The following is a 17,659-nucleotide window of genomic DNA, read 5'->3' as shown; positions in this document are numbered from 1 at the left end:
GCTCCCAATCTTTATTACAGGCTTCCCCCCGAAATGATGGACATCAACGAGATTCGCGAATACCTGCCTCACCGTTACCCGTTCCTGCTGGTGGACCGTGTAGTGGAACTGAATGTTGAGGAAAAGCGCATTCGTGCCTACAAGAATGTCAGCATCAACGAACCATTCTTCAATGGTCACTTCCCCGCGCATCCAATCATGCCGGGCGTGTTGATCATCGAAGCGATGGCGCAGGCCGCTGGTATCCTGGGTTTTAAAATGCTCGACCTGAAGCCTGCCGACGGCACGCTTTACTATTTCGTGGGCTCCGACAAGCTGCGCTTTCGCAACCCGGTCACCCCAGGCGACCAGTTGATCCTGGAAGCCAAGTTCGTGAGCTGCAAGCGCCAGATCTGGAAATTCGAATGCCAGGCGTCCGTTGACGGCAAGCCTGTGTGTTCCGCCGAAATCATCTGTGCGGAACGCAAACTATGAGTTTGATTGACCCTCGCGCAATCATCGATCCGACGGCCGTGCTGGCCGCCGACGTTGAGGTCGGCCCTTGGTCGATCATCGGCGCAGGTGTGGAAATCGGCGAGGGAACAGTCATCGGGCCGCACGTGATCCTCAAGGGGCCGACCCGCATTGGCAAACACAACCGCATCTACCAGTTTTCCTCGGTAGGTGAAGATACGCCGGACATGAAGTACAAGGGTGAAGAAACCCGCCTGGTAATCGGTGATCACAACATCATTCGTGAAGGCGTGACCATTCATCGTGGCACTGTGCAGGACCGGGCAGAAACTACCCTGGGTGATCACAATCTGGTGATGGCCTACGCGCATATCGGACACGACAGCGTTATTGGCAACCACTGCATCCTGGTCAACAATACTGCACTGGCCGGTCATGTGCATGTTGATGACTGGGCGATCCTGTCTGGTTTTACCCTGGTGCATCAGTACTGCCATATCGGCGCCCACAGCTTTTCCGGCATGGGCACTGCTATTGGCAAGGATGTGCCGGCGTTCGTCACGGTATTTGGCAACCCTGCCGAAGCCCGCAGCATGAACTTCGAAGGCATGCGCCGCCGGGGTTTCAGCGAAGAGGCCATTCACGCCCTGCGTCGCGCCTATAAGGTGGTGTATCGCCAGGGCCTGACGGTTGAGCAGGCATTGGCCGAACTGGCCGAGCCAGCGGCGCTGTTTCCAGAGGTTGCCATCTTCCGTGATTCGATCCAGGCATCGACTCGCGGCATCACCCGCTGATCATGGCCACGCTGCGTATTGCATTGGTGGCCGGAGAAGCTTCCGGCGATATCCTCGGCGCTGGCCTGATGCGCGCCATCAAGGCGCAGCATCCAGCCGTTGAGTTTATTGGGGTCGGCGGCCCGCTGATGCAGGCCGAAGGCCTGACTTCCTACTTTCCCATGGAGCGTTTGTCGGTCATGGGGCTGGTGGAAGTGCTGGGGCGCCTTCGCGAGCTGCTGGCTCGGCGCAAACTGCTGATCCAGACCCTGATTGCCGAAAAACCGGACGTCTTTATCGGTATCGACGCACCGGACTTCACCCTCAATATCGAACTCAAGCTGCGTCAGGCCGGAATCAAGACCGTGCATTACGTCAGCCCGTCCGTGTGGGCGTGGCGGCAGAAGCGCGTGCTGAAGATCCGCGAAGGCTGCGACCTGATGCTGACCCTACTGCCTTTCGAGGCGCGGTTCTATGAAGAGAAGGGCGTGCCGGTAAGGTTTGTCGGCCATACCCTGGCCGACACCATCCCGCTACAGGCGGATCGCGCCGCTGCGCGCGCCGAGTTGGGCCTGCCCGACGGGCCGCTGGTGGCGTTGATGCCCGGCAGCCGTGGCGGTGAGGTCGGTCGCCTCGGCGCACTGTTTTTCGATGCGGCCCAGCGCCTGCAGGCGTTGAAGCCAGGAGTGCGATTTGTACTGCCGTGCGCCAGCCCGCAGCGCCGTGCACAGATCGAAGCCTTGCTGGTGGGGCGCGACTTGCCGTTGACGCTGCTCGATGGTGGTTCGCATCTGGCCCTGGCCGCCTGTGACGCGGTGTTGATCGCCTCTGGTACCGCCACGCTGGAGGCCTTGCTCTACAAGCGCCCGATGGTCGTGGCCTATCGCTTGGCGCCGCTGACCTACTGGATTCTCAAGCGCATGGTCAAAAGTCCCTACATCTCCTTGCCCAACCTGCTTGCCCAGCGCCTGTTGGTGCCGGAGTTGCTGCAGGACGCTGCAACCCCCGAAGCATTGGCCCAGACCATTCTGCCGTTGATCGACGGTGGTGAAGAGCAGACCCGTGGGTTCGACGAAATTCACCGTACCTTGCGCCGTGATGCGTCGAACCAGGCCGCAGATGCCGTATTGACCTTGATCGACCGCCAGCAGGAAACCCTATGAAGACGCAAATAGGCCTGGATTTCAGCCTGGTCGCCCAAACCCACGAACTGGTTGCCGGTGTCGATGAAGTCGGGCGTGGTCCGCTGTGCGGTGCGGTGGTCACGGCGGCGGTGATCCTTGACCCGAATCGCCCGATTCTCGGCCTCAACGACTCGAAGAAACTCACCGAGGCCCGTCGTGAAAAACTTTTTGACGAAATTTGCGAAAAGGCCCTCAGCTGGCATATCGCCAGGGCAGAGGTCGAGGAAATCGACGAGTTGAACATCCTGCATGCCACGATGCTGGCCATGCAGCGCGCCGTCGAGGGCCTGCACATCACCCCGAAACTGGCGATGATCGACGGGAATCGCTGCCCGAAGCTGGCGATGCCGGCCGAAGCGGTGGTCAAGGGTGATAGCAAGGTTCCGGCGATTGCCGCTGCCTCGATTCTCGCCAAGGTCAGTCGCGACCGTGAAATGGCGGCGTTCGAGTTGATCTACCCAGGCTATGGCATCGGTGGCCATAAAGGCTACCCGACGCCCGTTCATCTGGAAGCCCTCGCCCGATTGGGCCCGACGCCGATCCACCGCCGCTCGTTTGCCCCGGTACGCCAGGCTTACGAGGTGCGCGAAAGCCTGGCCGAGATTTAGGCGCAGGCTGATGTTTTACTCAAGGCCCGGTACAATCCGGGCCTTGTTGTTTTCACACGTATCTAGACAGGATCACTATGCCGGCTTCATTCGTTCACCTGCGCCTGCACACTGAATACTCCCTGGTCGACGGCCTGGTACGGATCAAACCACTGGTCAAAACCCTGGTGGGCATGAACATGCCGGCCGTTGCGGTGACCGATCAGAACAACATGTGTTCCCTGGTCAAGTTCTACAAGAGCGCCATGGGCGCCGGCATCAAGCCGATCTGCGGCGCCGACTTGTGGCTGTCCAACAAAGATCCGGATAACGCCTTGAGCCGCATCAGCCTGCTGGCGATGAACGGCGTGGGCTATCGCAACCTGACCGAACTGATTTCCCGTGGTTTTATCGACGGCCAGCGCAATGGCTCGATCATCATCGAGCGCGAATGGGTGGCCGAGGCCAGCGAAGGGCTGATCATGCTGTCGGCCGCCAAAGAGGGCGAGATCGGGATCGCGTTGCTGGGCGGTAACCCGCACGAGGCCGAGGTGCTGGCCAGTGAGTGGATGCAAGTCTTTCCCGACCGCTTCTACCTGGAGGTCCAGCGCACCAATCGCCCCAACGATGAAGAACATCTGCACGCTGCCGTGGCCCTGGCCGAAAAGCTGGGCGCGCCGCTGGTAGCCACCAACGATGTCCGTTTTATCAAGAAGGAAGACTTCGAAGCCCACGAAACCCGCGTGTGCATCGGCGAAGGCCGGGCGCTGGACGATCCACGGCGCTCGAAGAACTACAGCGAAGAGCAGTACCTCAAAAGTGCCGAGGAAATGGCTGAGCTGTTCAGCGATTTGCCCGAGGCCCTGGAAAACTCCGTCGAAATTGCCAAGCGCTGCAATATCGAAGTGAAGCTGGGCAAGCACTTTTTGCCCAACTTCCCGATTCCCGATGGCATGACCATCGATGAATACTTTCGCAAGGTGTCCTTCGATGGCCTGGAGGAGCGCCTTGCCGTCCTGCTGCCCAAGGACACTACCGAAGACTACGAAGCCAAGCGCCAGGTGTATGTCGACCGGCTGAATTTCGAGCTGGATATCATCATCCAGATGGGGTTCCCCGGATACTTCCTGATCGTAATGGACTTTATCCAGTGGGCCAAAAGCAACGGCGTGCCGGTGGGGCCTGGCCGGGGGTCGGGTGCTGGCTCGCTGGTAGCTTATGTGCAGAAGATCACTGACCTTGACCCGCTGGAATATGACCTGCTGTTCGAACGGTTCCTGAACCCGGAACGGGTATCGATGCCCGACTTCGACGTCGACTTCTGCATGGATGGTCGTGACCGGGTAATCGAATATGTGGCCGAGAAATACGGCCGTAACGCGGTAAGCCAGATCATCACCTTCGGCTCCATGGCGGCCAAGGCGGTAATCCGCGACGTGGCGCGGGTGCAGGGCAAGTCCTACGGCCTGGCGGATCGTCTGTCGAAGATGATCCCCTTTGAAGTCGGCATGACCCTGGAAAAGGCCTACGAGCAGGAAGAAATCCTGCGTGACTTCATCAAGGTCGATGAAGAAGCCGCCGAAATCTGGGACATGGCCCGCAAGCTCGAAGGCGTGGTGCGTAACGTCGGTAAGCACGCCGGTGGCGTGGTAATCGCTCCGACCAAGTTGACAGACTTTTCGCCGATCTATTGCGACGAAGAAGGCGATGGCCTGGTAACCCAGTTCGACAAGGACGACGTGGAGGCGGCCGGCCTGGTGAAGTTCGACTTCCTCGGCCTGCGGACCCTGACGATCATCGACTGGGCGCTCAAGACCATCAACCGCGAGCGTGCCAAGGTCGATGAGGCGCCGCTGGATATCGCCTTTATCCCGCTGGACGACAAGCCGACCTACGCGCTGCTGCAAAAAGCTGAAACCACTGCGGTGTTCCAGCTTGAATCCCGCGGCATGAAGGAGCTGATCAAAAAGCTCAAGCCCGACTGCCTGGAAGACTTGATCGCACTGGTGGCCCTGTTCCGTCCGGGCCCACTGCAATCGGGCATGGTTGATGACTTTATCAACCGTAAGCACGGGCGCGCCGAACTGGCTTACCCGCACTCCGACTACCAGTACGAAGGCCTCAAGCCGGTACTGGCACCGACCTACGGCATCATCCTGTATCAGGAACAGGTGATGCAGATCGCCCAGGTCATGGCCGGCTACACCCTAGGCGGCGCGGACATGCTGCGCCGGGCCATGGGTAAGAAAAAGCCCGAGGAAATGGCCAAGCAGCGCGGCGGTTTCATTGAAGGTTGCGCCACCAACAACATCGACGCTGACCTGGCCGGTAACATCTTTGACCTGGTGGAAAAATTCGCCGGTTATGGCTTCAACAAATCCCACTCCGCCGCCTACGGCCTGGTGTCGTACCAGACTGCGTGGCTGAAGGCCCACTACCCGGCGCCGTTCATGGCGGCGGTGCTGTCTGCGGATATGCACAACACCGACAAGGTCGTGACCTTGATCGAAGAAGTGCGGACCATGAAGTTGCGGCTCGACGCGCCGGATGTGAACGCCTCGGAGTTCAAGTTCACCGTGAACGACGAAGGCCGCATCATCTATGGCCTGGGCGCGATCAAGGGGGTGGGCGAAGGCCCGGTCGAGGCAATCACCGAGGCGCGCCAGGATGGTCCGTTCAAGGACCTGTTCGACTTCTGCGCCCGGGTCGACCTCAAGCGCATCAACAAGCGTACCCTCGATGGCCTGATCCGCAGCGGTGCACTCGATCGTCTCGGTCCGTATTTCCATGACGAGCCGAAGGCCTACCAGGCCAATATCGACCGCAACCGCGCGGTGCTGCTGACCGCCATGGAAGAAGCGATCAAGGCCGCCGAACAGACCGCCCGCACCCACGACAGCGGGCATGCCGACCTGTTTGGCGGGCTGTTCGTCGAAGAAGATGCCGATGTGTACGCTAACCACCGCAAGGCCAAGGAGCTGACCCTCAAGGAACGCCTCAAGGGTGAAAAAGACACCCTGGGCCTGTACCTCACCGGTCACCCGATTGACGAATATGAAGGCGAGATCCGTCGTTTTGCCCGCCAGCGCATCATCGACCTGAAGCCGGCGCGCGATACCCAGACTGTCGCCGGGATGATCATTGCCCTGCGGGTGATGAAGAACAAAAAGGGCGACAAGATGGGGTTCATCACCCTTGATGACCGCTCCGGGCGTATCGAGGCGTCGCTGTTTGCCGACGCGTTTCATTCTGCGCAGTCGCTGTTGCAGACCGACGCGATGGTGGTGGTGGAAGGGGAGGTCAGCAACGATGACTTCTCCGGCGGCCTGCGCCTGCGGATCAAACGCGTAATGAGCATGGAAGATGCCCGCACCAACCTGGCCGAAAGCCTGCGCTTGAAGGTGAAAACCGAAGCGCTCAAGGGCGATCAGCTACGCTGGCTGGGGGACTTGCTCAAGCGTCACCGTGGCGCGTGCCCGGTGACCATGGAGTACACCGGCAGCGATGCCAAGGCGATGTTGCAGTTCGGTGAGACGTGGCGAATTGACCCGGCCGATGGCTTGATTCAAGCATTGCGTGACCAGTTCGGGCGTGACAACGTCTTCCTCCAATACCGTTGACGGTCAGGGCTGCCCTTGTACCCCTGACCTCGACTCGACATTTAATCTCGACCTTGACGCGCCTCTCCCTTAAGGTAGGGCGCGAATAGACAACCGGCTGGCCAGGCACTCCCTGGCCGTCGACCCAAGACGGACGCTTATGAACCCGAATTTTCTTGATTTCGAACAGCCGATCGCTGACCTGCAAGCCAAGATCGAAGAGCTGCGCCTGGTCGGCAATGACAATTCGCTGAATATCGGCGATGAAATCTCCCGCCTGCAAGACAAGAGCAAGACGCTCACCGAAGACATCTTCGGCAAGCTGACCAGCTGGCAGATCGCGCGCCTGGCCCGCCACCCGCGCCGTCCGTACACCCTGGACTACATCGATCACATCTTCACCGAGTTCGACGAGTTGCATGGCGACCGTCACTTCTCCGATGACGCGGCGATTGTCGGCGGTATTGCTCGCCTGGACGACCAGCCGGTGATGGTGATTGGTCACCAGAAAGGCCGTGAAGTGCGCGAGAAAGTGCGTCGCAACTTCGGCATGCCGCGCCCGGAAGGCTACCGCAAGGCCTGCCGCCTGATGGAAATGGCTGAACGTTTCAAGATGCCGATCCTGACCTTTATCGACACCCCGGGCGCCTACCCAGGCATCGACGCTGAAGAGCGCAACCAGAGCGAAGCGATTGCCTGGAACCTGCGAGTGATGGCACGCCTGAAAACCCCGATCATCGCGACCGTGATCGGTGAAGGCGGTTCTGGCGGTGCGCTGGCCATTGGCGTTTGCGACCAACTGAACATGCTGCAGTATTCGACTTACGCTGTGATCTCGCCGGAAGGTTGCGCCTCGATCCTGTGGAAAACCGCAGAAAAGGCCCCGGATGCTGCCGAAGCTATGGGGATCACCGCTGATCGCCTGAAAGGCCTGGGCATCGTCGACAAAGTGATCGCCGAGCCCCTGGGCGGCGCACACCGCGACCCGGCTGCCGCATCGGCGACCATCCGCGCCGAACTCTGCGCACAGTTGGATATGCTCAAAAAGTTCGACAACGAAGCGCTGCTGGCCCGTCGTTACGAGCGCCTGATGAGCTACGGCCTCTAAGCCACGGCATTACCCATGTGGGAGCGGGCTTGCCCGCGATAGCAATGTGTCAGTGCCAGATTGGTTGGCTGGTACACCGCTGTCGCGGGCAGGCCCGCTCCCACATTTGCGTTGTGTATGCTTGGCTAACGTATTCCAGTTTTGCGGCGGTAACGTGCGATGAAACCAACTCTAACCGCCGAACTCCTGCAAGCCCTGGCCCCGTGGCGCAAAGCCTCGGCCTGGCACATCGCTTTCTCTGGCGGACTCGACTCCACCGTCCTCCTGCACTTACTCGCTGATCTGGCAAAAAACCAATCCCTGCCACCTCTGCAGGCTATCCATGTCCATCACGGTCTCCAGGCTGCGGCTGACGGCTGGCCAGCCCATTGCCAGGCGGTCTGTGATGCCGCAGGTGTGCCGCTGCGGGTCATGCATGTGCAAGTGCAGTCAGGTGCAAGCCTTGAACGTGCGGCCCGTGACGCGCGGTACCAGGCGTTCGCCGAGATAATCGGCCCAAGTGAACTGCTACTCACCGGCCAGCACCGTGACGATCAGGCAGAAACCCTGCTGTTTCGCCTGCTGCGGGGTGCTGGGCTGCGGGGCCTCATCGGCATGCCAGCCCTGCGTCCCTTGGGTAAAGGGCACCTGGTGCGGCCGCTGCTGGACATGTCGCGAGCCGAGCTGGAAGCCTACGCCCGCGAACAGCAATTGAATTGGATCGAGGACCCCTCCAACGGCGACTCACGTTTCTCCCGCAATTACCTGCGTCATCAAGTATTCCCACTGCTCACCGCCCGCTGGCCCCAGGCCGCGAATACCCTGGCGCGAACCGCTGGGCATCTGGCGCAGGCCCAAGAGCTGCTCGATGAATTGGCGCAATTGGATGTGCAGGCTGCCCAGCGGCCATCGGCGCTTGCCTGGCTACCGTTGCCATCATTGGCACTTGCGCCGCTGCGAGATCTTTCCGACGCTCGGCAGCGCAACGCCCTACGGTACTGGCTGGCGCCGCTGACGCTGTTGCCCGACAGCGAGCACTGGATTGGCTGGCACACCTTGCGCGATGCCAAGGCGGACGCACAGCCCGTGTGGCGTTTGGCCGATGGCCAATTGCACCGTTGCAACGATCGCATCTGGTGGATGCCTGCCGATTGGTCGGAAATTTCTGATACGCCGCTAAGCTGGTCGCACCCGCAAAACCCACTACAGTTACCGGGCAACGGCCAGTTGTATTTCAGCGGGCATGCCCCTGAAGGCCCTTTGGGCATCCGTTACCGCCAGGGTGGTGAAGTCATGGAAGTGCCAGGTCGTGGCCGGCGTGACCTCAAGCGTTTGCTCAACGAAAGTGCTGTGCCAGGCTTTATCCGTGGCAGATTGCCGCTGCTGTACCAAGGCACCCGTCTGGTGGCCGTGGCCAACCTGGCAAGGGCCTCGACAGGGCAGGGGGATGACTGGCAATTACATTGGGCGCCACCAACCTGCGATCAAGGTTTGAGCTGATAGCGCCTTTCCGGTAGACTACGCTCCCTTCTTGATACAACTTCTGTGGATTCTCCTGAAACACAGTCGTTGCCGATTACCAAGCAGTCTTTGCTGGGCGATTCCAAAAAATGTGTAGCGATCAACGTACCGGTGTTCCATTGCTGGTCTGTCACAACGCGGCGGTTTTTTTGAAAGGTGCACTGTGATTAATGCAGGTGATCGGGGGCTTCGGCCTTCCTTCGCTTTCCCCGGCGGCTCCGACCGCTTTAACGCAGACTTCTAGGGTTTTTCATGACGCGCTACATATTCGTCACGGGCGGTGTTGTTTCTTCATTGGGGAAAGGCATTGCCTCCGCTTCGTTGGCGGCCATCCTGGAGGCGCGGGGACTTAAGGTCACCATGCTCAAGCTGGACCCGTACATCAACGTCGACCCGGGCACCATGAGCCCGTTCCAGCACGGTGAAGTGTTCGTCACCCACGACGGCGCCGAGACCGACCTGGACCTGGGCCACTACGAGCGGTTCATCCGCACGACCATGACCCAGAACAACAACTTCACCACCGGCCGTGTCTACGAGCACGTCCTGCGCAAGGAGCGCCGTGGTGACTACCTGGGTGCAACCATCCAGGTGATCCCGCACATCACCGACGAAATCAAGCGCCGCATCATCAAAGGTGCAGGCGATGCCGACGTGGCGATGGTCGAGATCGGTGGCACCGTGGGTGACATCGAATCCCAACCGTTCCTCGAAGCCATCCGCCAGTTGCGTTTTGAAGTCGGCGCCAAGCGCGCGATGCTGATGCACCTGACGCTGGTGCCGTACATCGCCACCGCTGGCGAGACCAAAACCAAGCCTACCCAGCACTCGGTCAAGGAACTGCGTTCCATCGGCCTGCAGCCGGATGTGCTGGTGTGCCGTTCCGATCACCCGATCGACATTTCCTCGCGTCGCAAGATCGCCCAGTTCACCAACGTTGAAGAACGTGCGGTGATTGCCCTGGAAGACGCCGACACCATCTACAAGATCCCGGGCATTCTGCATTCCCAGGGCCTGGATGATTTTGTGGTCGAGCGTTTCGGTCTGCAGTGCAATGGCGCGGACCTGTCCGAGTGGGAAGCGGTGGTTGACGCCAAGCTCAATCCTGAGCACGAAGTCACCATCGCCATGGTCGGCAAGTACATGGAGCTGCTGGACGCGTACAAGTCGTTGATCGAAGCGATGAGTCACGCCGGTATCAGCAACCGTACCAAGGTCAACCTGCGTTACATCGACTCCGAAGACATCGAAAACCAGGGCACCGCGCTGCTCGAAGGCGTCGATGCGATCCTCGTGCCAGGCGGTTTCGGCCTGCGTGGCGTGGAAGGCAAGATCACTGCGGTGCAGTACGCTCGTGAGAACAAGGTGCCGTACCTGGGTATCTGCCTGGGCATGCAAGTGGCCGTTATCGAGTTCGCTCGTAACGTGCTGGGCTGGAAAGACGCCAACTCCACCGAGTTCGATCACACCAGCGGCCATCCGGTCGTGGGCCTGATCACCGAGTGGGAAGATGCCACTGGCGCTGTCGAAACCCGTACCGAAAGCTCCGACCTGGGCGGCACCATGCGCCTTGGCGCACAGGATTGCCTGCTGGAGTCCGGCTCGCTGGTACACGACTGCTACGGCAAGGACGTGATCGTCGAGCGTCACCGTCATCGTTACGAAGTGAACAACAACCTGCTGCCGCAGATCAAAGAAGCCGGCCTGAAAGTCTCCGGTCGCTCCGGTGATGGCAAGCTGGTTGAAGTGGTTGAAGCCCCGGATCATCCATGGTTCGTCGCTTGCCAGTTCCACCCTGAGTTCACCTCGACTCCGCGCGACGGTCACCCGTTGTTCAGCGGTTTCGTCAAGGCTGCACTGACGCAACATCAGAAGAAGGCGTAAACCTGATGGCCCAGAAGATCATTCGCGTAGGCGATATCGAAATTGCCAACGACAAGCCCATGGTGCTGTTTGGCGGCATGAACGTGCTGGAAAGCCGCGACATGGCGATGCAGGTCTGTGAAGAGTACGTAAAGGTTACCGAGAAACTGGGTATCCCTTATGTGTTCAAGGCCAGCTTCGACAAGGCTAACCGTTCGTCCGTGACCTCCTATCGCGGCCCGGGCCTTGAAGAAGGCATGCGGATCTTCCAGGACATCAAGCAAGCCTTCGGCGTGCCGATCATCACCGACGTCCACGAGCCCGAGCAGGCTGCAGTGGTCGCCGAGGTATGCGACATCATCCAGTTGCCGGCCTTTCTGTCGCGCCAGACCGACCTGGTCGTCGCGATGGCCAAGACCGGCGCTGTGATCAATATCAAGAAAGCCCAGTTCCTCGCTCCCCAGGAAATGAAACACATCCTGAACAAGTGCGTGGAAGCGGGTAATGACCAGTTGATCCTCTGCGAGCGTGGTTCGAGCTTCGGCTACAACAACCTCGTGGTGGATATGCTCGGTTTCGGCATCATGAAACAGTTCGAATACCCGGTATTCTTCGACGTGACCCATGCGCTGCAAATGCCGGGTGGTCGCGCCGATTCCGCCGGTGGCCGACGTGCCCAGGTACTTGACCTGGCCAAGGCCGGTATCAGCCAGTCCCTGGCTGGCCTGTTCCTGGAAGCCCACCCGGATCCTGACAACGCCAAGTGCGACGGTCCTTGCGCCCTGCGCCTGGACAAGCTGGAGCCATTCCTGGCCCAGCTCAAGCAATTGGACGAACTGGTCAAGAGTTTTCCGACGGTAGAGACCGCGTAACCCGCGTTTCTCCGGTAAACTTTCCGCGCTTTATGCTCAGGCCCCCGGGCCTGAGTTTTGTCGTCTGCAAGCCTGCCCCGTTGTTCCACCCTTGCGGTCGGTCAAAAGATTTCCTTCAGCTGCGTCGTTTTCGTCAACTTTGGAGTGTTTACAACAATGGCAAAAATCGTCGACATCAAAGGTCGTGAAGTTCTCGACTCCCGTGGCAACCCCACCGTCGAAGCCGACGTGCTTCTCGATAACGGCATCATCGGCAGCGCCTGCGCGCCGTCCGGTGCTTCCACAGGTTCGCGCGAAGCGCTGGAACTGCGTGATGGCGACAAGAGCCGTTACCTGGGCAAGGGTGTCCTCAAGGCAGTAGCCAACATCAACGGTCCGATCCGCGACCTGTTGCTGGGCAAGGACCCGCTGGACCAGAAAGCCCTCGATCACGCGATGATCAAGCTCGATGGCACTGAAAACAAAGGCAGCCTCGGCGCCAATGCGATCCTCGCTGTATCCCTGGCTGCTGCCAAGGCCGCTGCCCAGGACCAGGACCTGCCGCTGTACGCGCACATTGCCAACCTGAACGGTACCCCTGGCGTGTACTCGATGCCGGTGCCAATGATGAACATCATCAACGGTGGCGAACACGCAGACAACAACGTCGATATCCAGGAATTCATGGTGCAGCCAGTCGGCGCCAAGACCTTCTCCGAAGGCCTGCGCATGGGCACCGAGATTTTCCACCACCTCAAAGCTGTGCTGAAGGCCCGTGGCCTGAGCACTGCGGTGGGTGACGAAGGTGGTTTCGCACCGAACCTTGCGTCCAACGAAGATGCACTGAAAGTGATCTCCGAAGCTGTGGCCAACGCTGGCTACAAGCTGGGCACCGACGTGACCCTGGCCCTGGACTGCGCGGCCAGCGAGTTCTTTGAGGACGGCAAGTACAACCTGTCCGGCGAAGGCCAGGTGTTCAACTCCGAAGGTTTTGCTGAATACCTCAAGGGCCTGACCCAGCGTTACCCGATCATTTCGATCGAAGACGGCCTGGACGAGTCCGACTGGGACGGCTGGAAAATCCTCACCGACAAGATCGGCGAGAAAATCCAACTGGTGGGCGACGACCTGTTCGTGACCAACACCAAGATCCTGAAAGAAGGCATCGACAAGAAGATCGCCAACTCGATCCTGATCAAGTTCAACCAGATCGGCACCTTGACCGAAACCCTGGAAGCGATCCAGATGGCCAAGGCTGCGGGCTACACTGCCGTGATCTCGCACCGCTCCGGCGAAACCGAAGATTCGACCATTGCCGACCTGGCCGTGGGCACCTCGGCGGGCCAGATCAAAACCGGTTCCCTGTGCCGCTCCGACCGCGTTTCCAAGTACAACCAACTGCTGCGTATCGAAGAGCAATTGGGCGGTAAAGCCAAATACAACGGCCGTGGTGAGTTTCGCGGCTGAGTAGTTGATGGTAAAAAGACAACGGATTGTGTCGGAAAACTCGCTGTAGAGTGAATTTGCGCACTAATCTGATGCCTATCAAGCACAAGCCTGGGTCTTCCAGGCTTCGTGCTATCAGTTGCTTCAAAAGTTTTGCATGGCTGTCTTTTTTCACTGGATACCCGATATTCGATGCGCAGTCCCAATTGGTTGTTCCTCGTCTTGCTCTTGCTGCTGGCTGGCCTGCAGTACCGCCTTTGGGTGGGCAATGGCAGCCTGGCGCAGGTGACCGACCTGACCCAGCAAATTGCCGCGCAGCACGCCGAGAACGAGGTGTTGCTGGAGCGCAACCGTGTGCTCGATGCCGAAGTGCTTGAGTTGAAAAAAGGCATGGAGACCGTTGAAGAGCGGGCTCGTCATGAATTGGGCATGGTCAAGGAGGGTGAAACCCTCTACCAGTTGGCCCAATGAACGCCTGTTTGCCGGCCTTCTGGGCCGTGATTCCTGCCGCGGGCGTCGGTGCCCGCATGGCCGCGGACCGTCCCAAGCAGTATCTGCAGTTGGGCGGGCGCACTATTCTCGAACACAGCCTTGGCTGTTTCCTCGACCATCCGAGCCTCAAGGGGCTGGTGGTCAGTCTGGCTGTCGATGATCCTTACTGGCCCAACCTGGCGTGTGCCGGCGACCCGCGTATCCAGCGCGCGGACGGCGGGGCGGAGCGCTCAGGCTCGGTGCTCAATGCACTGCTGCAACTCAATGCCCTGGGCGCCAGCGATGACGACTGGGTGCTGGTGCACGATGCCGCACGGCCGAACCTGAGCCGCGAGGATCTCGACACGTTGTTGGCGCAGTTGGCGGATGACCCGGTGGGCGGCTTGCTGGCCGTACCGGCCCGCGACACCCTCAAGCGTGTCGACAAGCAGGGGCGGGTGGTGGAAACCATTGATCGCAGCCTGATCTGGCAAGCCTATACCCCGCAAATGTTCCGCCTGGGGGCTTTGCACCGCGCCTTGGCCGATAGCCTGGTGGCCGACGCGGTCATCACTGACGAAGCCTCGGCCATGGAATGGTCCGGCCAGGCGCCACGCCTGGTTGAAGGGCGCGCGGACAATATCAAGGTGACCCGGCCGGAGGATCTGGAGTGGCTCAGGTTGCGGTGGGCTAATCGCCGGTAGGCTGCTGGACCTAGGTGACTTCATCGCAGGCAAGCCAGCTCCCACACCTGACCGCATTCCAACAGGGATACGCGGTCAGGTGTGGGAGCTGGCTTGCCTGCGATGAGGCCAGGCCTGACGCCCCAGATCACCCGCCATACTCCGGCCGCCCAGCCAGCCCTTCCTTCAGGTAGTCCACCAACTTGCGCACCTTCGGCGACAAATGCCGCTGCTGCGGATACAGCGCCCACACTGCAGTATTCGGCGGTTGGTGGGACTCAAGTAGTGAAACCAGCGCGCCGCTGTGCAAGTGCTCCAGCACGTAATAATCCGGCAACTGGCATAACCCCACCCCTTGCAGCGCCGCATCCAGCACCGCCTGCCCACTGTTGCAGCGCCAGTTTCCCTGCACCCTTTGGGAAAATTCGCGCCCATCCTGGGCCAATTGCCAAATATCCGAGCTGCCGACCAGGCAGTTATGCCGGCTCAGTTCCGACAAGCTATGGGGGCGTCCATACCGTTCTAGGTAGGACGGCGACGCACAGAGATACATGCGCCGGGGTGCCAGGCGGCTGGCGACCATCCGCGAGTCTTGCAGGCGGCCCAGGCGAATCGCCAGGTCCAGGCCTTCATGGACCAGGTCGAGGGGGCGGTTGCTCAGCTCTATATCCACGCGCAATTGCGGATACAGCCCCATGAAGCGCGTGACCAGCGGCACGATAAAGCGTTCGCCATAAGCCACGGCGCAGGTCATGCGCAACATGCCCTTGGGTTCGCTGGTCAGGTCGCCTACGGCGCGCAGGGCCTCTTCGCGCCCATCCTGCAGGCGTTGGCAATGTTGCAGGAAGGTTTGCCCGGCCTCGGTCAGCGTAACGCGCCGGGTGCTGCGATACAGCAGGCGGGTTTGCAGGCGTTCTTCCAGGCGTGCGACCTGGCGGCTGATATGGGACGAGGACACGCCCAGGCGTTCGGCAGCCGCAGTAAATTGGCTGCATTCGGCGACGGCGACGAACTCATCGATGCCTTCCCAGCGGTTTTCCAGCATGGTGATTATCCCAGTACAGCAATAATGTTTTGCTTTTGCCTGGATTATTAATCAATGGGTCGTGTTTTACACTGTTCGTCTTACTTTTAAGCCCCAGGAGAAACCCGGATGATCAAGTCACGCGCCGCTGTCGCCTTTGAAGCCAAGAAACCACTGGAGATCGTGGAAGTGGATGTGGCCATGCCCAAGGCCGGTGAAGTCCTGTTGCGCGTGGTCGCTTCCGGGGTTTGCCACACTGACGCCTACACCCTGTCGGGCGCCGATCCGGAAGGCATCTTCCCATCGATCCTGGGCCACGAAGGCGGCGCGGTGGTCGAAGCGATTGGCGAGGGTGTGACTTCGGTGGCGGTGGGCGACCACGTGATCCCGCTGTACACCCCGGAATGTGGCAAGTGCAAGTTCTGCCTGTCGGGCAAGACCAACCTGTGCCAAGCCATCCGCGCGACCCAGGGCAAAGGCCTGATGCCAGACGGTACTACGCGTTTTTCCTACAAAGGGCAGCCGATCTTCCACTACATGGGGACTTCGACTTTTTCCGAGTACACAGTGTTGCCGGAAATCTCCGTGGCCAAGATTCCCAAAGAAGCGCCGCTGGAAAAAGTTTGCCTGCTGGGCTGTGGCGTCACCACTGGTATCGGTGCCGTGATCAACACCGCCAAGGTCAAGCCGGGTGACACCGTGGCCATTTTCGGCCTGGGCGGGATTGGTTTGTCGGCCGTGATCGGTGCAGTTAAAGCCAAGGCCGGTCGTATCATCGCCATCGACATCAACCCGGCCAAGTTCGAGATCGCCAAGCAGTTGGGAGCCACCGACTGTATCAACCCGAAAGACTACGACCGGCCGATCCAGGATGTGATTGTCGATTTGACCGACGGCGGTGTGGACTTTTCCTTCGAGTGCATCGGCAATGTCCAGCTGATGCGTGCGGCCCTAGAGTGCTGCCACAAAGGCTGGGGCGAGTCGGTAATCATTGGGGTCGCTGGGGCTGGCCAGGAAATATCCACCCGTCCATTCCAACTGGTGACCGGTCGTGTCTGGCGCGGTTCGGCCTTCGGTGGCGTGCGTGGCCGCAGCGAGTTGCCAAGCTACGTGGAAATGGCCCAGACCGGCGAAATCCCGTTGGATACCTTCATCACCCACACCATGGGCCTGGAAGATATCAATAAGGCATTCGACCTGATGCATGAAGGCAAGAGCATTCGTACCGTCATCCATTTCTGAGGTCGGCCATGAGTCTGGAAAACCTGTCATGCCAGAAGAGCTTCGGCGGCTGGCACAAACGCTATAAGCATCATTCCGATGTACTCGATTGCGATATGACCTTCGCCGTCTACCTGCCACCGCAGGCGGAGCAAGGCGGCAAGTTGCCGGTGCTGTACTGGCTGTCGGGCTTGACCTGCACCGATGAGAACTTCATGCAAAAGGCCGGCGCGCAGCGTATGGCGGCTGAGCTGGGGTTGATCATCGTCGCCCCGGACACCAGCCCCCGTGGGCCGGGTGTGCCGGGCGACCCGGACAATGCCTGGGACTTTGGCCTGGGTGCCGGGTTTTACTTGAATGCCACGCAACAACCGTGGAGCAAGCACTATCGGATGCATGACTATGTCGTGCAGGAATTGCCGGCGTTGGTTGAAGCGCATTTCCCGGCGTCCGACAAGCGCGGCATCAGCGGGCATTCAATGGGCGGCCACGGTGCGCTGGTATGCGCCTTGCGCAATCCGGGGCGCTACCAGTCGGTGTCGGCGTTTTCGCCGATCAACAATCCGATGGATTGCCCTTGGGGGCAGAAAGCGTTTTCCCGCTACCTGGGGGAGGAGCGCTCCAAGTGGCGCGAATGGGATGCCTGCGTGCTGATCAGCGAAGCCTCGGAAAAACTGCCACTGCTGGTGGACCAGGGTGATCGCGACGACTTCCTCGCCACTCAACTCAAGCCCGAAGCCTTGCAACAAGCCGCCAAGGCCGCAGGCCATCCGCTGGAGTTGCGCCTGCAACCGGGCTACGACCACAGCTACTTCTTTATCGCCAGCTTCATCGATGACCACTTGCGTCATCATGGACGTGCTTTGCTCGGTTAATGTCTGGCAAAAGTAGGTAGA

Annotated in this window: 15 protein-coding genes; 14 read left to right on the top strand and 1 reads right to left on the bottom strand. The window is 60.0% G+C overall.

What is annotated here, in order from left to right:
• The first annotated feature begins 33 nt into the window (after positions 1-33).
• The 12 genes from fabZ to ispD all read left to right on the top strand — a co-directional run bounded on the left by fabZ (position 34) and on the right by ispD (position 14,539).
• Complete coding sequence (gene fabZ / locus HBO11_RS25445; protein ID WP_029297270.1) at positions 34-474, top strand: 3-hydroxyacyl-ACP dehydratase FabZ; 441 nt, start codon at positions 34-36, stop codon at positions 472-474.
• Positions 471-1,247, top strand: coding sequence for an acyl-ACP--UDP-N-acetylglucosamine O-acyltransferase (gene lpxA / locus HBO11_RS25440; RefSeq protein ID WP_169955458.1), 777 nt, complete (start codon positions 471-473; stop codon positions 1,245-1,247). The genes fabZ and lpxA overlap by 4 nt, the downstream gene beginning before the upstream one ends.
• A gap of 2 nt (positions 1,248-1,249) precedes the next feature.
• Positions 1,250-2,389, top strand: a complete 1,140-nt coding sequence (lpxB, locus tag HBO11_RS25435) for a lipid-A-disaccharide synthase (protein WP_169955459.1) — start codon at positions 1,250-1,252, stop codon at positions 2,387-2,389.
• Complete coding sequence (gene rnhB, locus HBO11_RS25430; protein ID WP_169955460.1) at positions 2,386-3,018, top strand: ribonuclease HII; 633 nt, start codon at positions 2,386-2,388, stop codon at positions 3,016-3,018. Before lpxB ends, rnhB begins: the two co-directional genes overlap by 4 nt.
• 77 nt (positions 3,019-3,095) lie before the next feature.
• Positions 3,096-6,617 (top strand): DNA polymerase III subunit alpha, encoded by a 3,522-nt coding sequence (dnaE, locus tag HBO11_RS25425; RefSeq protein ID WP_169955461.1) that lies wholly within the window; start codon positions 3,096-3,098, stop codon positions 6,615-6,617.
• Positions 6,618-6,756: 139 nt separating this feature from the next.
• Complete coding sequence (locus tag HBO11_RS25420) at positions 6,757-7,704, top strand: acetyl-CoA carboxylase carboxyltransferase subunit alpha (protein WP_029297260.1); 948 nt, start codon at positions 6,757-6,759, stop codon at positions 7,702-7,704.
• Positions 7,705-7,863: 159 nt separating this feature from the next.
• Entirely contained in the window at positions 7,864-9,183 is a 1,320-nt protein-coding gene (gene tilS / locus HBO11_RS25415; RefSeq protein ID WP_169955462.1) for a tRNA lysidine(34) synthetase TilS, read from the top strand.
• Between the two features lie 273 nt (positions 9,184-9,456).
• Complete coding sequence (locus HBO11_RS25410; RefSeq protein WP_169955463.1) at positions 9,457-11,088, top strand: CTP synthase; 1,632 nt, start codon at positions 9,457-9,459, stop codon at positions 11,086-11,088.
• Between the two features lie 5 nt (positions 11,089-11,093).
• Positions 11,094-11,939: a 3-deoxy-8-phosphooctulonate synthase gene (kdsA, locus tag HBO11_RS25405; RefSeq protein ID WP_010212442.1), complete on the top strand. Its 846-nt coding sequence runs from the start codon at positions 11,094-11,096 to the stop codon at positions 11,937-11,939.
• Positions 11,940-12,095: 156 nt separating this feature from the next.
• Positions 12,096-13,385: a phosphopyruvate hydratase gene (gene eno / locus HBO11_RS25400; protein WP_169955464.1), complete on the top strand. Its 1,290-nt coding sequence runs from the start codon at positions 12,096-12,098 to the stop codon at positions 13,383-13,385.
• A gap of 171 nt (positions 13,386-13,556) precedes the next feature.
• A complete protein-coding gene (ftsB, locus tag HBO11_RS25395) occupies positions 13,557-13,835 on the top strand; it encodes a cell division protein FtsB (protein ID WP_029297251.1) in 279 nt (92 codons plus the stop codon).
• The gene (gene ispD, locus HBO11_RS25390; RefSeq protein ID WP_169955465.1) at positions 13,832-14,539 is read left to right on the top strand and encodes a 2-C-methyl-D-erythritol 4-phosphate cytidylyltransferase; all 708 of its coding nucleotides are present in this window, start codon (positions 13,832-13,834) and stop codon (positions 14,537-14,539) included. The genes ftsB and ispD overlap by 4 nt, the downstream gene beginning before the upstream one ends.
• Positions 14,540-14,666: 127 nt before the next feature.
• On the opposite strand, the gene HBO11_RS25385 is transcribed toward ispD, so the two are convergent.
• Positions 14,667-15,563, bottom strand: a complete 897-nt coding sequence (locus HBO11_RS25385) for a LysR substrate-binding domain-containing protein (RefSeq protein WP_169955466.1) — start codon at positions 15,561-15,563, stop codon at positions 14,667-14,669.
• Positions 15,564-15,671: 108 nt separating this feature from the next.
• Here HBO11_RS25385 and HBO11_RS25380 point away from each other — a divergent pair, with 108 nt between their 5' ends.
• Both HBO11_RS25380 and fghA read left to right on the top strand, forming a co-directional pair.
• A complete protein-coding gene (locus tag HBO11_RS25380; protein WP_169955467.1) occupies positions 15,672-16,784 on the top strand; it encodes an S-(hydroxymethyl)glutathione dehydrogenase/class III alcohol dehydrogenase in 1,113 nt (370 codons plus the stop codon).
• A gap of 8 nt (positions 16,785-16,792) precedes the next feature.
• Positions 16,793-17,638, top strand: coding sequence for an S-formylglutathione hydrolase (fghA, locus tag HBO11_RS25375; RefSeq protein WP_169955468.1), 846 nt, complete (start codon positions 16,793-16,795; stop codon positions 17,636-17,638).
• Positions 17,639-17,659 lie beyond the last annotated feature (21 nt).

This window comes from Pseudomonas sp. WS 5010 (assembly GCF_012985565.1).
In the GTDB taxonomy this organism is placed as follows: domain Bacteria; phylum Pseudomonadota; class Gammaproteobacteria; order Pseudomonadales; family Pseudomonadaceae; genus Aquipseudomonas.
The sequence above is the reverse complement of the archived record's forward strand: the minus strand, read 5'-3'. Positions and strand labels throughout refer to the sequence as shown.

Bases quoted from the DNA above. Each gene is read 5' to 3' on its own strand.
- fghA (WP_169955468.1), top strand. From the start codon at position 16,793: ATGAGTCTGGAAAACCTGTCATGCCAGAAGAGCTTCGGCGGCTGGCAC.
- kdsA (WP_010212442.1), top strand. From the start codon at position 11,094: ATGGCCCAGAAGATCATTCGCGTAGGCGATATCGAAATTGCCAACGAC.
- eno (WP_169955464.1), top strand. From the start codon at position 12,096: ATGGCAAAAATCGTCGACATCAAAGGTCGTGAAGTTCTCGACTCCCGT.
- ispD (WP_169955465.1), top strand. From the start codon at position 13,832: ATGAACGCCTGTTTGCCGGCCTTCTGGGCCGTGATTCCTGCCGCGGGC.
- fabZ (WP_029297270.1), top strand. From the start codon at position 34: ATGATGGACATCAACGAGATTCGCGAATACCTGCCTCACCGTTACCCG.
- HBO11_RS25420 (WP_029297260.1), top strand. From the start codon at position 6,757: ATGAACCCGAATTTTCTTGATTTCGAACAGCCGATCGCTGACCTGCAA.
- lpxA (WP_169955458.1), top strand. From the start codon at position 471: ATGAGTTTGATTGACCCTCGCGCAATCATCGATCCGACGGCCGTGCTG.
- HBO11_RS25380 (WP_169955467.1), top strand. From the start codon at position 15,672: ATGATCAAGTCACGCGCCGCTGTCGCCTTTGAAGCCAAGAAACCACTG.
- HBO11_RS25410 (WP_169955463.1), top strand. From the start codon at position 9,457: ATGACGCGCTACATATTCGTCACGGGCGGTGTTGTTTCTTCATTGGGG.
- dnaE (WP_169955461.1), top strand. From the start codon at position 3,096: ATGCCGGCTTCATTCGTTCACCTGCGCCTGCACACTGAATACTCCCTG.
- HBO11_RS25385 (WP_169955466.1), bottom strand. From the start codon at position 15,563: ATGCTGGAAAACCGCTGGGAAGGCATCGATGAGTTCGTCGCCGTCGCC.
- tilS (WP_169955462.1), top strand. From the start codon at position 7,864: ATGAAACCAACTCTAACCGCCGAACTCCTGCAAGCCCTGGCCCCGTGG.
- rnhB (WP_169955460.1), top strand. From the start codon at position 2,386: ATGAAGACGCAAATAGGCCTGGATTTCAGCCTGGTCGCCCAAACCCAC.
- lpxB (WP_169955459.1), top strand. From the start codon at position 1,250: ATGGCCACGCTGCGTATTGCATTGGTGGCCGGAGAAGCTTCCGGCGAT.
- ftsB (WP_029297251.1), top strand. From the start codon at position 13,557: ATGCGCAGTCCCAATTGGTTGTTCCTCGTCTTGCTCTTGCTGCTGGCT.